Source organism: Novosphingobium sp. SG720, from assembly GCF_012275365.1.
GTDB classification, from domain to species: domain Bacteria; phylum Pseudomonadota; class Alphaproteobacteria; order Sphingomonadales; family Sphingomonadaceae; genus Novosphingobium; species Novosphingobium rhizosphaerae.
The window spans coordinates 179,848-193,014 of record NZ_JAAZQN010000001.1 but is presented as its reverse complement, the minus strand read 5'-3'; the positions used below and the strand labels follow the sequence as shown (position 1 = coordinate 193,014).

Here is a 13,167-nt window from a genome sequence, read left to right as displayed (position 1 = left end):
TCAACGCCCGTATCCTTGTGCTGGCGGCAGCACGCCCTGGTTGGCGTGCCGCGACAAGGATGGTTCAGCAAAGGTTGTGCCAGTTTCGCGTTACTGGGACGGATTCCCTCATTCTCAACGATTTGCCGCGCAAAAAAGCGCCGCGTGCCGGCCCTGAAAGGGCAACGGCACGCGGCGCCGGAGAGGATTTGCCGGTTTGCCGGCACAGCCCTTGGCCGCGCCGGCAAACCGATGATTTAGCGCACCCGGGCGGTGCGGGCGTGATGGGCCCGCACTTCGCCAGCGCGGGCGCGATAGATCGCAGGAGCGCCGGTCAACGCATCGAGCCGGGCGGCCACATTGGCGGCAATCAGGTTGCGCACGCGGCGGTTCGCTTCATTGAGGCGACGCGCGGCATCGACCATGCCGCGGCATTCCTCGTCGATCGCATCGGTGGCCACCGCTTCCAGACGGCTGCACAGGGCCGCCTTGTCCACCGCGCACCCCATGATCGCATCCATATCCAGGCCGGCCAGGGCCAGGCGTTCGTCATTCAGCACGGCAATCATCTGGCCCAGGGCCTGGCGCAGATCGTTGGGATGGCAAATCGGTGCGTCAACGGTCATTGGGGGGTCCTCAGCAGCATGCCGGCGGCAATCATGGCATCGGCGATCTGGGCGGGGATCACCGGATAGTGGCCTTCCTCGATCGCCTTGCGGATCTGGGCAACGCGATCGCTACTCACCGGCACATCGCCGGCGCGAGTGGCGCCGCTGGTGGCGACGGTGGCAGATGCGGCGCTGGCGATCGTCGCCGGCGCAGACGGCGCGGCAGTGGCCGCGGCGCTTGGGCTGGCCGGCGCTTCGGCAACGGCCTGGGGCGCCGCCGTATCGGCAGTGGCGATCTTGACCTGGACCGCACCAACCGGCCGCGACGGTCCGATTTCGATGTTGGACATGGTCGAGCTCCTCGGGGGTTATGCCGGGAAGAACGGCGCCGGTCCCGAGAGTTTAAGGCCATGCGGCGGAATTTTGCCGGATGCGCTGGGCATGCCTGATCCCATGCGCCGGGCCGGCTTCAATCCACCGGCACTTCCACCAGGCCGGGGCGCACCACGCGTCCGCGCAGGGCATCGCTGCGTCCGGCCTTGGCAGGATCGGTGCGCACGCGGATCCAGCCGCCCAAGGGGCCGACATCCATGGCTTCGCCGCCCTGCTCCACCGAAAAGCCATCGCCAACCATCGCGATCGTCACCGCCTCGCCGCGCTGCACCACGGGTGGTGCGGGGGTGGCGGCCGCCTCGGCCCGCGCCGCGGCCACGGGCACGAACAGGCGCCAACCGCCCGCATCGGGGCAGCGCACCAAGACGCTGTCGTGCGCAGCGGCCCGCCAACCCAGCGCCAGCGGCGCCGTGCACGCCACCAGGCGCAAGCGGCGGTCGACTGGCTGGGCCGCGCCACCGGGCACGCCGATGGCGCGTCCGGTAAACTGGGCCACGGCCTGGTCGATCGCGGCCATATCGGCAAAGCGGGTGGCCGGCGCGCGCGCCACCTGGGCCTGCGCCAGGGTGGAAACGGCAAGCGGGACGGCAAGACTGGCGGCAAGAACGGGCCGGAACGGGGCAGCGGGCATGGAGCTTTTCCTGAAACGAGGCGGATTGCCCGGATTTCAGCAAAAGCCATGCCATTTCCTGCCTCACAGGCTTTCCTCGTCATAGCCCAGCGCCACGCTGGCGCCCGGCTGTGCGCCCGGTTCCACCACCACGCGGGCACTGCCGGCACGCGGGCCGGCGGTGCGGGCAAGGCGCGCGGCCTGCTCCAGCGCCGCCTCGCGCGCGGAATGCGGGTTGGCTGACCGGGCGCCATAGCGCACCACGATCGACAGGCGCAGGCGCGGATCGGCGGCCTGGTCGGCCAGCCACTGCGCCAGCGGCGGTGCGCCGGGGCCATCGCGCCACACCCCCACCGGCTCTGCCTGCTGCGAGGGCGCCACGGGATGCGGCGGGGGCGGCGGCGGCGCGCGCAAGGGCGCGGCCTGGGCCTTGACCGCCGCTGGCGCCGGCCCTTCCGCCACGGAGAGGGCCGAAGCGCAGATCATGAACAGGATCAGCGCCAGATCGGCCAGGATGGTCTGCCATCCCGTCTGCCCGGGCCGCGCAATCATGCCACTTCGCGCGGATCGTGGGGGGGTGACCCGATCGGCCGCGTGCCCTCGGCCAAGGGGGGTGCGGTCACGGGATAAGGCGCGTGGGTGCCGTGTGGCGCCTGGGGCGTGCTGCGATGCCGATCGGGGCAAGCCGGGCCGACCTGGCGCGTCAGCCAGGCCATGACCTCGGCACGCGCCTCTTCCTCGGCCTGAGAGGCGCGCTCCACCGCGCGGCCCAGCGGCCCCATGACGATATGCGCCAGCAGCAGGCCATACAGCGTGGTCAGCACCGACATGGCAATGGCGCCGATGAAATTGCCGTGGGCCAGGCTCTCCACCTTGAGCTGGCTGAGCGCCACAAGCGTTCCGGCAAGGCCGAACACGGGCGAGAGATCCGCTGCCTGGGCCAGGGTGCGCGCCGCCGCCGTGGCGCGACGCAGGCGCGTGCGACGCCAGGCTTCGTGCTGTTCGATCAAGCCATCGAGCGACCGGGTGCGCAGCAAGGCGGTGGTGGCGGAATCGAATTCGCGATCGGCCAGCCGGCGTGGATTGGCGCGGATCACACCGTCCTGGCGGATCAGCGCCACTTCATGCGCCAGTTCGGCGCGCATCGCATCGGCATCGAAGCCGGGGCGCAGCAAAGCCACCACGGCACGCAGCGCGGTCATGCTGTCGCGCCAGCCGCAACGCAGCACGGTGCCCACCAGCGTGCCGCCAACGACGATCACGGCCGATTGGCCATCGAACAGGTGGGTCGGATCCATCGGCGCCTTGTCTTTCGTGAAACTCGGGTTTTTCGCGAAACCTTTGGCGGCAAGGACGGCAGGGACCGCCACGCTTTCAGGGCGGGCGGCAGCGCCTGCCGTCGATCGGCAAGCGCGATCGGCAAGGGCTTGCCGCGCCAACGCCGGCCGGCCGCCCCGGAACGCCGCGTTTGCGGGTCTTGCGGCAATTGGCACGCCCCTTGCTAAACCATCGGCATCGTTTGTTTGCCCAAGGAAAGCGAGAGCACGACCGATGAGCGAGAGTGCATCAACCGATGGCCTGTTCGGCATCCACGGCGCCGCGCTGGAACTGCGCGCCACGCGCCTGGGCCTGCTGGCCTCCAACATCGCCAACGCCGCCACTCCCGGGTACAAGGCGCGCGACATCGATTTCGGCGCCGCGCTCAAGGCACGCCTTGCCGGCGCCAGCCAGGGCCAGGCCGAAGCGGGCGCCACGCTCTATCGCGTGCCGGTGATGCCCAGCCTCGATGGCAATACGGTGGAACTGGCCACGGAACAGACCGCCTTTGCCGAAAACGCGGTGGGCTATTCGGCCACTCTGGAATTCATCAAGGGCCGCGTGGGCGAAGTGACCCGCGCGCTCAAGGGTGATTGACCATGGCGGGCAACGGCAATTCCCCCCTCACCCTGTTCGGCGTGACCGGCCGCGCCATGTCGGCCCAGCTGGTGCGAATGAACGCAGCGGCATCGAACCTGGCCAACGCGGGCAACGTCGCCAGCAGCGACGCGGCGGCCTATCGCCCGCTGCGCCCCGTTTTTGCCGAAGAGCTCGATCGCCGTACCGGCCTTTCCACGGTCAAGGTCCAGGGCGTCTACCGCACCGACACCACCGCCGTGCGCACCCACGATCCCGACAATCCACTGGCAGACGCCAACGGCGATGTCTGGACCGCCCCGGTCGATGAGAACGCCGAGATGGTCGAGATGATGGAAGCCAGCCGCCAATACCAGAACGTGGTGGAGGCGATGCAGACCGCCAAGCAGCTGATGCTCGATACGATGAGGATGAAGTGACATGACCACCGTAACATCAACCAGCGCAACCACCGGTTCCTCCAACACGGCCAAGACCGGTTGGGCCAGCCTTGGCGCCACCGATTTTCTCAAGATGCTGACCGCGCAGCTGCAGAACCAGGACCCCACCTCGCCGGTGGACAACACCCAGATGGTGGCGCAACTCGCGCAGTTTTCCTCGCTGTCGAACTCGACGGAGATGAACAGCACGCTCACCGACATTTCCGACAAGCTCGATCAGCTCAATTCCGCCAACGCTTCGAACAGCCAGATCGCCGCGACGCTGCAGACGATTTCGCAGCAACTCGCCGCGATCAGCGCCGCGCAGACGGCGGCGTCTACCTCCGGCACGGCAGCCACCACGGCAACCGCCTGACCCTCCCTCCCCCAACCGACAGGAAAACCAGCCCATGTCGTTCTACACGTCGCTCAACGGCATCAAGAATGCGCAGACCGATCTCAACGTGGTCAGCAACAACATCGCCAACTCGGAAACCAACGGCTTCAAGAAAAGCACCGTCAGCTTTGCCGACGTGGTCGCCGGCACGGCCTTTACCAACCCGCGCCTGATCGAAGGGATCGGTGCCAAGGTCGAGGCGATCACCCAGAACTTCAAGCAGGGCGCGCTCGATTCCACCGGCTCTTCGCTGGACCTGGCAGTCAGCGGCGATGGGTTCTTTACCGTGGTTTCGCCCTCCACCGGCCAGACGATGTACACCCGCAATGGCGCGTTCCAGATGGATTCGGGCGGCTATGTCACCGATGCCCAGGGCAATCGCGTGCAGATGTTTCCCACCGACTCCACCGGCGCCGTGACCAGCACGACGATGACCGACGCTCTGGTGCCTACAACCAATGCTGCCGGATCGGAATTTGCCGGATTCACGGTTTCTGAAAACGGCAATGTCGCGGCCAGCTATGCCGATGGCTCGAACACCATCATCGGCAAGATCGGCCTCGCCACGTTCCTCAACGCCCAAGGGCTGCGCCAGCAGGGTTCGGCCAATTGGACCGCCACCAACCTGTCCGGCCTCGCCAACTATGGCGAGCCCACCAACGGCCAGTACGGCAAGTTGATGTCGGGCTATCTCGAACGCTCCAACGTGGAAGTGTCGGACGAACTCGTCGGCCTGATCGTGGCGCAGCGCGCCTACCAGGCCAATGCCAAGGCGATCGACACTGCCACCCAGGCCACCCAGGCCATTCTCAACCTGCGCAGCTAAGGGGGGTAACCGGCCATGGACCGGCTGATCTACACCGCCTATTCCGGCATGGCCGGGTCGATGGTGCGCCAGCGCGTGATCGCCAGCAACATGGCCAACGCGCAGACTATCGGCTTCCGCCAGGAGATGCTCAGCGCCACGCCGATCACGCTCAAGGGCCCAGCGCTCGAAGCGCGCGCGATGACGCAAGGCTATGTGCAGGGGTCCAGCAGCAAGCAAGGTGCCACGATCGCCACCAGCAACCCGCTCGACGTGGCGCTCAGCGGCGACACCATGCTGGCGGTACAGGCCGAGGACGGCAGCGAGGCCTATACCCGTCGCGGCGATCTGACGATCACCGCCGATGGCGTGCTGCAAAACGGCGATGGGCGGCCGGTGATCGGCGATGGGGGGCCGATCACCGTGCCCACCGGCACGATCGTGACCATCGCGCCCGATGGCAGCGTGATGGCCGCCGACCCGCAGAACCCTTCCACCCCGCCCCAGGTCGTTGCCCGCATCAAGCTGGTTTCGACGGCGGGCAGCCAGGTGGGCAAGGGGCTGGACGGGCTGTTCCACGTGACCGGCGCCAACAACACCATGGGCACCCTGCCGCAAGACGAGGAAGCCCGCCTCACCCCCGGCGCGCTGGAGCAATCCAACGTCGATCCCACCCAGGTGATCGTGGAAATGGTCGAAGCCCAGCGCCTGTTCGAAATGCGCACCAAAGTGGCCTCCACCGCGCGCGAGGTGGACGAGAAATCCGCCAGCCTGATGCGCCTGAACACCTGAAAAATCCAATCGGAGAGACCCTGCCATGCCCAGTTCCGCCCTGCACGTCGCCCGCACCGGCCTGGAAGCCCAGGACACGCGGATGCGCGTGATCGCCAACAACCTGGCCAACGTCAGCACCACCGGCTTCAAGCGCGATCGCGCCAATTTCGCCACGCTCGCCTATCAGGACACGCGCGTGGCCGGGCAGCAATCGTCCAACGAAACCGCCTATGCCACGGGGCTCAACCTGGGCACCGGGGTTTCGCTTCAGGGCACCGCGCGGATGGAAAACCAGGGCCAGTTGCAGAGCACGGGCAATGCGCTCGACCTGGCGCTTGATGGCGACGGCTTTTTCCAGGTGACGCTGCCCGGTGGCCAGTTGGCCTATACCCGCGCGGGCAATTTCAGCCGGTCATCGGAAGGCACGCTCGTCACTTCGCAAGGCTATGCCCTGCAGCCGGCGGTCACCGTGCCCGAAGGCGCCAGCGCCATCACCGTGGCGCAGGACGGCACCGTGACGGCCACGCTGCCCGGCGCCACCGAGGCGACCACGCTGGGCCAGATCACCATTGCCAGCTTTGCCAATCCGCAGGGCCTCAAGGCCATTGGCGACAACTTCCTGGTGGAAACCGGCGCCAGCGGCGCGGCCCAGGTGGGCAATGCGGGCGATGCCGGGCGCGGCCATATCCAGCAGGGCTATCTCGAAGCGTCCAACGTCAACGTCGTGGAAGAGCTGGTCGACATGATCGAGTGCCAGCGCGCCTACGAGATCAATTCCAAGATGATCTCGGCCATCGACGACATGCTCAAGAACGCCAACCAGACGCTGTAAGGCGGGAAAGCGCTGATCTGTATGGATTCCCCTTTCGACGCCCTGTTCGACAAGGCCCTGCGCACCGAACGGCTGCGCGGACTTTCCCGCACCGGTCTGGCGCCCCGCCCCGGTCTGGGCCTCAAACTGCTGGCCGTTCTGGCCGTACCGGCGCTGATCACCGCCGCCATGCTGGTGGCGGCCCAGCCGGCCAAGGCGCGCAATCGCCCGGGCGCGGGCTTTGACCCGACCTTGCCGGCCGCCGGCACGCCCAAGCCTGCCGATGGCAGCATTCTCAACCTGGCCAATGGCTATGCCGGCCTGGTGGAAGGCGCGCGTGCCCATGCCGTGGGAGACAGCCTGGTCATCGTGCTGGCCGAACAGCTCACCACGTCGAAATCGGCGGCCAGCAAGACGGCCAAGTCGTCCTCGTTCACGTTTACCCCGCCCAACAAGGGGCCGCTGTCGATCCTATCGCAGAACGGCATCAACAATTCGGGCGCCAGCGCCTTTTCCGGCACCGGCAATGCCTCGCAGACCAGCACGCTGGGCGGCGAGGTTTCGGTGACGATCGCGCAATTGCGCCCCAACGGCACCGCGCTGGTCAAAGGCGAAAAGCGCCTGACGTTGAGCCAGGGCCAGGAATGGGTGCAGGTTTCGGGGATCGTGCGCCTGGCCGATATCGACACCACCAACCGCATCCAGTCGGGCCAGGTGGCCGATGCGCGCATCACTTATGCCGGCAACGGCGATGTCAGCCGCGCCGCGCGCCAGGGTTGGCTCACCAAGTTCTTCAACCTTGTCAGCCCGTTCTAGGCCTTCATCATGATCATGGAATTTCCCTTTGCGGCCGATCTGGCGGCTGCCGCGCTCGCCGGCCTTGCCGTGCGGCCGCTGTTGCGCCGCCGCATCCTTCGCCCCGGCCCGATGCTGCTGGTGCTGGCGGCCGCCATGGCCACCCTGCCGGTGCTGGCCCAGGCCGCCCATGCCGAGCGCGTGCGCGATCTGGGCGAATTCCAGGGCGTGCGCTCGAACCAGCTCACCGGCTATGGCATCGTCGTGGGCCTGGCCGGCACGGGGGACGACAACCTGGAATACCTGACGCAGGCCATGCGCGGCGTGTCCGGGCGGCTGGGCGTGCAATTGCCGGCCGGCGTGGCGCCTGGGCTCAAGAACGCTGCGGCGGTGATGGTCACGGCGGATCTGCCGGCCTTTTCCAAGCCGGGCCAGCGCATCGACGTGACGGTTTCCACCATCGGCAAGGCCAAGTCGCTGCGCGGCGGCGCGCTGGTGCTGGCCCCGCTTTATGGTGCCGACGGGCAGATCTATGCCATGGCCCAGGGCAACCTGGCCGTGGGCGGCCTGGGCATCACGGCCAAGGATGGCTCGCAACTGACCGTCAACGTGCCCACCGTCGGCCGCATCGCCGAAGGCGCCACGGTGGAACGTGCAGTCGATACCGGGTTCGATAGCGCCGACGTGCTGCGCTGGAACCTGTTCGACGCCGATTTCCTCAACGCTGCACGCGTGCGCGATGCGATCAACACCAAGTTTCCCAAGACCGCGAGCGTGGAGGATGGGGTAACCCTGGCCCTGCGCCTGCCCAGCGGCGCCGATGCTCGCGCCAGCGCGATGGCGGCGATCGAGGCGATCGAAGTGAACCCGGCCGAAGCCGCCGCCAAGGTGATCGTCAACAGCCGCACCGGCACGGTGGTGATCAACAGCGCGGTGCGCCTGTCGCCCGCCGCGATCAGCCACGGCAAGCTGGTGGTGAAGATCGACGAGAAGCCACGCGTGTCGCAACCCGGCCCGTTCTCCAACGGGCAGACCGCCGTGGTGCCCAACAGCCAGATCAGCGTGACCGAGGAAGGCAACCACGTGGCCCTGTTCAAGCCCGGCGCCTCGCTCTCTTCGCTGGTCAATGCCCTTAATAAATTGGGCGTTTCGCCGTCCGACCTGGTGGCGATCCTTGAAGCGCTCAAGCAAGCCGGCGCCCTCAAGGCCGAAATGGTGGTGATCTGATGACTGCGCAATCGCTCAATTCCGCTGCCGTATCGGGCACTTCGGCCGCATCGACGCCGATCGACCGGGCCGCGCTGCGCAAGGCCGCACAGGGGTTCGAAGCCATGTTCCTGCGCCAGATGCTCAGCACTGCGCGCAATACCGACCTGGGTGGAGACGATCTGTTCGGCAAGAAACAGGACGATACCTTTACCCAGATGCGCGATGAACGCTTTGCCGAAATCGCCGCGCAAGCCGGTACCCTGGGCCTGGCTGCCCGGCTGGAAAGCCAGCTCGCGCAGGCAGCCGGCCAGAGCGCCGCTGCCACGGGCCCCGGCGCCAATAGTGGCACCAGCACTGGCAAGGGAGCCTGATCGCCATGGCATCCGATCTTCTGTCCATCGCCCGCAGCGCCACCCGCGCCGCGCGCATCCAGCTCGACGTGACGGCCCAGAACATCGCGAACGCGGGCACCGAGGGCTATGTCCGGCGCAGCGTTTCCACCGAAGAGGTGATGACGCCCGGCTATGTCGCCAACAATCGCGACGTGTCGCTTTCGGGCGTGCGCGTCACCGGGGTGCAGCGCAATGCCGATTCCTTTCGCCAGGCCGAAGTGCGCCGCACCAGCGCCGATACCGCGCGGGTCGATACCGAAGTCACCGGCCTTGAAGACGTGCAGGCCGCGCTGGAGGACCCGGGCATCTATTCGGCCATCACCGGCTTTGAAACCGCACTGACCCAGTTGGCGCAAAGTCCCACCGATACGCCGCTGCGCGCCTCGGTGATCGCGGCGGCGCAGACCATGACCAACAGTTTCAACATCGCCTCGAACCAGCTCGATGCCGTGGCCACGGGCCAGCAGACCGGCGCGGCCGATGGCGTCACCCAGGTCAACACGCTGTCGGCCGAACTGGCCAAGGTCAATGGCCGGCTATCGCGCATGGCCGATGCCACCAGCGATCGCACCGGGCTGATGGACCAGCGCGACATGCTGCTGCAGAAGCTGTCGGGCTATGCCGATATCGCCACCAGCTTTGGCAGCGACGGCACGGTGGGGGTGACGCTGGGCGGCACCTCGGGCGCGCCGCTGGTGACCGGCAACACCGCGCAGACCCTGGCCATGACCACGGCCAGCGACGGGACGATCAGCTTCACCGTGGCAGCCGGCGCGGTGACGCTGTCGGCCGGCTCGCTCGCCGGGCAGCAGCAGGTCTTGCTGCGCGTGGCCGATGTGCACAGCCAGCTCGACGATCTGGCCCAGACCGTGATCGACACGGTCAACACCGCGCAGGGCAATGGCGCCGCGCTGAACGGCAGTGCCGGCGCCGCGCTGCTTTCGGGCACCGGCGCGGCAGACATGGCGCTGACGACCACCGATGGCAGCGCCATCGCCACTGCTGCCGCGGGCGCCACGGCCAACAGCCGCGACACCACCAACCTGACCGCCTTGCGCAACGCGCTGACCAGCGCCGATCCGGCCGGCACGATGGACAACCTGCTGTACCAGACCTCGGCCACGGTCCAGGCGCGCACCACCACGCGCGATGCGCTCAAGACCATCTCCGATGCTGCCAAGACCGCGCTTTCGGCCCAGGCCGGCGTCGATCTCGATACCGAAGCGATTAACCTGACCCGGTTCCAGCAAGCGTTCCAGGCCTCTGGCCGGGTCATGCAGGTTGCCAGCAACCTGTTCGACACCATCCTCGCAATCAAGTAGGCCCATCATGTCCACCAGCGTCTCGACCACGACTTCCGCCTTTTACGAGCGGTCTTCGCTCGACCTGACCAGCCTGCGTGCCCAGATGGAGCAGGTGCAGACCCAGATATCGAGCGGCAACCGCCTGGCGGCTTCGTCCGACGATCCGCTGACCGCCTCGCGCCTGCGCAACCTGCAGCGCCAGGACGCCATCTCCAAGGTCGATGCCGGATCGGCAAACCGCGCGACGGCCGATCTGAACCTCACGGATTCGGCGATGACCGAGATGATCAACTCGTTGCAGCGCGCACGCCAGCTGGCCAACCAGGCCGCCACCGGCACGCTGTCCAACGCCCAGCGCACCAGCATCGGCAACGAACTGGTCGAACTGCGCAACAACCTGGTTTCGCTGGCCAACACGCGCGACAGCGCGGGCAATGCGCTGTTCGGCGGCGATGCTTCGGGCGATGCCTATAGCGTGGACGCCACCACCGGGGTGGTCAGCTATGTCGGCAGCGGCAGCGCGGGCAGCCTGGAACTGGGCGATGGGCAAAGCGTCAAGCGCAGCCTGACCGGGCCGGAATTCCTCAATTTCAGCTCCGGCACCACCAGCACCGACGTGTTTGCCGCGCTCAAAGCCATCACCGACGCGATCAGCGCCGGCGGCAGTGGCGCGCAAAGCGCGGCAAGCACCGCGCTTACCACGCTCGACGATGCGATCACCTCGGTATCCACCGGGCAGACCGTGGTGGGTGCGCGCCTGTCGTGGATCGACCTCAACACCGAGCGGCAGACCACGATGAGCGAGGCGCGCAGCCAGGACCAGAGCACGCTGGGCGCCACCGATATTCCCACCGCCTATACCCGGCTGCAGGAGCTGGCCACCGTGCTCCAGGCCAGCCAGGCCAGCTTCACCAAGATATCCGGCCTGTCGCTGTTCAACATGATGTCCTGAAAGCCGGCGTGTTTGCGCCGTTCTGCAATGCAGCACGGCGCAAACAGCGCCTTTGGCCCTCACGGTTTATCGACAAGGTTATCGCTTCATGTACGCTGGTATCGGCATCGTCGTCCTGCTCGCCATGGTGTTTGGCGGGTTCATCATCACCGGGGGCGCGATCGGCCCGGTGGCCGAGGCGATTCCCCATGAAATGCTGATCATCGGCGGCGCCGCCCTGGGCGCCACCATCACCGGCAACTCGCTGCACGAGTTGAAAGGCATCGGCGCGGGCCTGGGCAAGGTGTTCAAGGGCCCCAAGCACAACAAGCAGGACCATGTGGACGCCATCGTGCTGTGCGCCAAGCTGATGAAGATCCTGCGCAGCGATGGCCCGGTGGCCTTGGAAAGCCACGTAGCCGATCCCAAGAGTTCGGCGCTCTTTGCCGAATATCCGCGCATCCTGGCCCATGGCGCGCTGGTTTCGCTGATCTGCGATACGCTCACGCTCATCGTGGTGTCTTCCGGCACGCTGGAAGTGCACGCCGTGGAAGACGTGATGGACCACGCGATGAAGACCCATTTCCACGAGGAAGAGGAAGCGCAGCACGCGCTCCAGGGCCTGGCCGACGCGCTGCCCGCGCTGGGCATCGTGGCCGCCGTGCTGGGCGTGGTGAAAACCATGGGTTCGATCGACAAGCCGCCCACGGTGCTGGGCGCGATGATCGGTTCGGCCCTGGTCGGCACGTTCATGGGCGTGCTGCTGGCCTATGGCATCGTGGCGCCGCTGGCCGGCAGGCTCAAGCAGGTGCTCGATCAGGATGCGATGATCTACCAGGCGGTCAAGCAGGTGATCGTCTCCTCGCTGCATGGCTGGCCGCAGCCGCTGGTGGTGGAAAGCGCGCGCTCGGGCCTGGGCCACGCCTTTCGTCCCGGCCTTTCGGAACTGCTCGACGCGCTGCGCGGCCGCTAAGGAGGGTTTGCCATGGCCAAGCCGCCAAAGGGCAAGGAAGCGCCCAAGCCGATCATCGTCAAGAAGATCACCGTGGTGGCCGGCGGCCACCACGGCGGCGCCTGGAAAGTGGCCTATGCCGATTTCGTGACCGCAATGATGGCGTTCTTCCTGCTGATGTGGCTGCTGGGCGCCACCACCGAAAAGCAGCGCAAGGGCATCGCCGACTATTTCACCCCCACCCTGGTGAAAACCCGCAAGGGCAGCGCCGGGTCTTACGGGCTGCTTGGCGGCTCCTCGCTGACCGATGCCGACAACTATGCCCACCGTGCCGGGCAGACCGGCACGCGCACGATGACCATCCCGCGCGATGCCACCGGCGGCCCCAAGGACGGCGGATCGAAAGTCAAGCGCACCGCCGTGATGCAGCAGCGCCTCAAGGAAAAGCTGGAAGCCAACGAAAAGCTGCGCCAGCTGGCCAAGCAGGTGCACATGACGATGACGCCCGAGGGCATCCGCATCGACATGCTCGACGATGCCAATTTCTCGATGTTCCGGCTGGGCACCACGATCCTCACGCCCGATGCCCTGGAACTGGTGCGTGCCATCGGCCAGGCCATCGCCCCCGATCCGGGCAACCTGACGGTGCGTGGCCACACCGATGCGCTGCAATGGAAACCCGGCGATCCAGCCAACAACTGGTCACTCTCCGCCGGCCGCGCCGAAGCCACCCGCCTGGCCCTGATGCGCAACGGCGTGGGCGAAAAACGCTTCCAACGCATCGAAGGCGTGGCCGACCGCGACCCGCTGGTGCCCGACAGCCCCAACGACCCGCGCAACCGCCGCATGTCGATCCTGCTGCTGGATTGAGGCC

18 protein-coding genes are annotated in these 13,167 nt (G+C 67.1%); 13 read left to right on the top strand and 5 right to left on the bottom strand.

Annotated features, from left to right (window positions below; all coding sequences use genetic code 11):
• Positions 1-236 precede the first annotated feature (236 nt).
• The 5 genes from FHW94_RS00910 to FHW94_RS00890 all read right to left on the bottom strand — a co-directional run bounded on the left by FHW94_RS00910 (position 237) and on the right by FHW94_RS00890 (position 2,888).
• Positions 237-605 (bottom strand): flagellar protein FlgN, encoded by a 369-nt coding sequence (locus tag FHW94_RS00910; protein ID WP_168553928.1) that lies wholly within the window; start codon positions 603-605, stop codon positions 237-239.
• On the bottom strand, positions 602-937 hold the full coding sequence (flgM, locus tag FHW94_RS00905) for a flagellar biosynthesis anti-sigma factor FlgM (RefSeq protein WP_168553927.1): 336 nt from the start codon (positions 935-937) through the stop codon (positions 602-604). Before flgM ends, FHW94_RS00910 begins: the two co-directional genes overlap by 4 nt.
• Positions 938-1,056: 119 nt before the next feature.
• Positions 1,057-1,611 (bottom strand): flagella basal body P-ring formation protein FlgA, encoded by a 555-nt coding sequence (locus FHW94_RS00900; RefSeq protein ID WP_168553926.1) that lies wholly within the window; start codon positions 1,609-1,611, stop codon positions 1,057-1,059.
• 63 nt (positions 1,612-1,674) lie between these two features.
• Positions 1,675-2,142 carry a hypothetical protein gene (locus tag FHW94_RS00895; RefSeq protein ID WP_168553925.1) on the bottom strand — a complete coding sequence of 156 codons (468 nt, stop codon included), beginning with the start codon at positions 2,140-2,142 and terminating at the stop codon, positions 1,675-1,677.
• On the bottom strand, positions 2,139-2,888 hold the full coding sequence (locus FHW94_RS00890) for a MotA/TolQ/ExbB proton channel family protein (RefSeq protein ID WP_168553924.1): 750 nt from the start codon (positions 2,886-2,888) through the stop codon (positions 2,139-2,141). The genes FHW94_RS00895 and FHW94_RS00890 overlap by 4 nt, the downstream gene beginning before the upstream one ends.
• Before the next feature lie 253 nt (positions 2,889-3,141).
• Here FHW94_RS00890 and flgB point away from each other — a divergent pair, with 253 nt between their 5' ends.
• The 13 genes from flgB (at position 3,142) to FHW94_RS00825 (ending at position 13,163) form a co-directional block, all read left to right on the top strand.
• Positions 3,142-3,504: a flagellar basal body rod protein FlgB gene (flgB, locus tag FHW94_RS00885; protein ID WP_168553923.1), complete on the top strand. Its 363-nt coding sequence runs from the start codon at positions 3,142-3,144 to the stop codon at positions 3,502-3,504.
• A gap of 2 nt (positions 3,505-3,506) precedes the next feature.
• A complete protein-coding gene (gene flgC, locus FHW94_RS00880; protein WP_168553922.1) occupies positions 3,507-3,923 on the top strand; it encodes a flagellar basal body rod protein FlgC in 417 nt (138 codons plus the stop codon).
• A 1-nt stretch (position 3,924) separates the two neighbouring features.
• Entirely contained in the window at positions 3,925-4,299 is a 375-nt protein-coding gene (locus tag FHW94_RS00875) for a flagellar hook capping FlgD N-terminal domain-containing protein (RefSeq protein WP_168553921.1), read from the top strand.
• A gap of 34 nt (positions 4,300-4,333) precedes the next feature.
• Positions 4,334-5,146, top strand: coding sequence for a flagellar hook basal-body protein (locus FHW94_RS00870; protein ID WP_168553920.1), 813 nt, complete (start codon positions 4,334-4,336; stop codon positions 5,144-5,146).
• A 15-nt stretch (positions 5,147-5,161) separates the two neighbouring features.
• Positions 5,162-5,917, top strand: coding sequence for a flagellar basal body rod protein FlgF (gene flgF, locus FHW94_RS00865; RefSeq protein WP_168553919.1), 756 nt, complete (start codon positions 5,162-5,164; stop codon positions 5,915-5,917).
• Between the two features lie 25 nt (positions 5,918-5,942).
• Positions 5,943-6,731, top strand: coding sequence for a flagellar basal-body rod protein FlgG (gene flgG / locus FHW94_RS00860; protein WP_168553918.1), 789 nt, complete (start codon positions 5,943-5,945; stop codon positions 6,729-6,731).
• Positions 6,732-6,752: 21 nt separating this feature from the next.
• Positions 6,753-7,526 (top strand): flagellar basal body L-ring protein FlgH, encoded by a 774-nt coding sequence (locus FHW94_RS00855; protein ID WP_168553917.1) that lies wholly within the window; start codon positions 6,753-6,755, stop codon positions 7,524-7,526.
• A gap of 111 nt (positions 7,527-7,637) precedes the next feature.
• Positions 7,638-8,732 (top strand): flagellar basal body P-ring protein FlgI, encoded by a 1,095-nt coding sequence (locus tag FHW94_RS00850; protein ID WP_179506704.1) that lies wholly within the window; start codon positions 7,638-7,640, stop codon positions 8,730-8,732.
• Complete coding sequence (locus FHW94_RS00845) at positions 8,732-9,085, top strand: rod-binding protein (protein WP_168553916.1); 354 nt, start codon at positions 8,732-8,734, stop codon at positions 9,083-9,085. The genes FHW94_RS00850 and FHW94_RS00845 overlap by 1 nt, the downstream gene beginning before the upstream one ends.
• Before the next feature lie 5 nt (positions 9,086-9,090).
• Positions 9,091-10,428, top strand: coding sequence for a flagellar hook-associated protein FlgK (gene flgK, locus FHW94_RS00840; RefSeq protein WP_168553915.1), 1,338 nt, complete (start codon positions 9,091-9,093; stop codon positions 10,426-10,428).
• Positions 10,429-10,435: 7 nt separating this feature from the next.
• Positions 10,436-11,362: a flagellin gene (locus FHW94_RS00835; RefSeq protein ID WP_168553914.1), complete on the top strand. Its 927-nt coding sequence runs from the start codon at positions 10,436-10,438 to the stop codon at positions 11,360-11,362.
• Between the two features lie 88 nt (positions 11,363-11,450).
• A complete protein-coding gene (gene motA / locus FHW94_RS00830) occupies positions 11,451-12,314 on the top strand; it encodes a flagellar motor stator protein MotA (RefSeq protein ID WP_168553913.1) in 864 nt (287 codons plus the stop codon).
• A 12-nt stretch (positions 12,315-12,326) separates the two neighbouring features.
• The gene (locus FHW94_RS00825; RefSeq protein ID WP_168553912.1) at positions 12,327-13,163 is read left to right on the top strand and encodes a flagellar motor protein MotB; all 837 of its coding nucleotides are present in this window, start codon (positions 12,327-12,329) and stop codon (positions 13,161-13,163) included.
• The last annotated feature ends 4 nt before the right edge of the window (positions 13,164-13,167 follow it).

Bases quoted from the DNA above. Each gene is read 5' to 3' on its own strand.
- FHW94_RS00825 (WP_168553912.1), top strand. From the start codon at position 12,327: ATGGCCAAGCCGCCAAAGGGCAAGGAAGCGCCCAAGCCGATCATCGTC.
- FHW94_RS00870 (WP_168553920.1), top strand. From the start codon at position 4,334: ATGTCGTTCTACACGTCGCTCAACGGCATCAAGAATGCGCAGACCGAT.
- motA (WP_168553913.1), top strand. From the start codon at position 11,451: ATGTACGCTGGTATCGGCATCGTCGTCCTGCTCGCCATGGTGTTTGGC.
- FHW94_RS00875 (WP_168553921.1), top strand. From the start codon at position 3,925: ATGACCACCGTAACATCAACCAGCGCAACCACCGGTTCCTCCAACACG.
- flgG (WP_168553918.1), top strand. From the start codon at position 5,943: ATGCCCAGTTCCGCCCTGCACGTCGCCCGCACCGGCCTGGAAGCCCAG.
- FHW94_RS00835 (WP_168553914.1), top strand. From the start codon at position 10,436: ATGTCCACCAGCGTCTCGACCACGACTTCCGCCTTTTACGAGCGGTCT.
- FHW94_RS00855 (WP_168553917.1), top strand. From the start codon at position 6,753: ATGGATTCCCCTTTCGACGCCCTGTTCGACAAGGCCCTGCGCACCGAA.
- FHW94_RS00890 (WP_168553924.1), bottom strand. From the start codon at position 2,888: ATGGATCCGACCCACCTGTTCGATGGCCAATCGGCCGTGATCGTCGTT.
- FHW94_RS00845 (WP_168553916.1), top strand. From the start codon at position 8,732: ATGACTGCGCAATCGCTCAATTCCGCTGCCGTATCGGGCACTTCGGCC.
- FHW94_RS00895 (WP_168553925.1), bottom strand. From the start codon at position 2,142: ATGATTGCGCGGCCCGGGCAGACGGGATGGCAGACCATCCTGGCCGAT.
- FHW94_RS00900 (WP_168553926.1), bottom strand. From the start codon at position 1,611: ATGCCCGCTGCCCCGTTCCGGCCCGTTCTTGCCGCCAGTCTTGCCGTC.
- FHW94_RS00910 (WP_168553928.1), bottom strand. From the start codon at position 605: ATGACCGTTGACGCACCGATTTGCCATCCCAACGATCTGCGCCAGGCC.
- FHW94_RS00850 (WP_179506704.1), top strand. From the start codon at position 7,638: ATGCTGCTGGTGCTGGCGGCCGCCATGGCCACCCTGCCGGTGCTGGCC.
- flgK (WP_168553915.1), top strand. From the start codon at position 9,091: ATGGCATCCGATCTTCTGTCCATCGCCCGCAGCGCCACCCGCGCCGCG.
- flgF (WP_168553919.1), top strand. From the start codon at position 5,162: ATGGACCGGCTGATCTACACCGCCTATTCCGGCATGGCCGGGTCGATG.
- flgC (WP_168553922.1), top strand. From the start codon at position 3,507: ATGGCGGGCAACGGCAATTCCCCCCTCACCCTGTTCGGCGTGACCGGC.
- flgM (WP_168553927.1), bottom strand. From the start codon at position 937: ATGTCCAACATCGAAATCGGACCGTCGCGGCCGGTTGGTGCGGTCCAG.
- flgB (WP_168553923.1), top strand. From the start codon at position 3,142: ATGAGCGAGAGTGCATCAACCGATGGCCTGTTCGGCATCCACGGCGCC.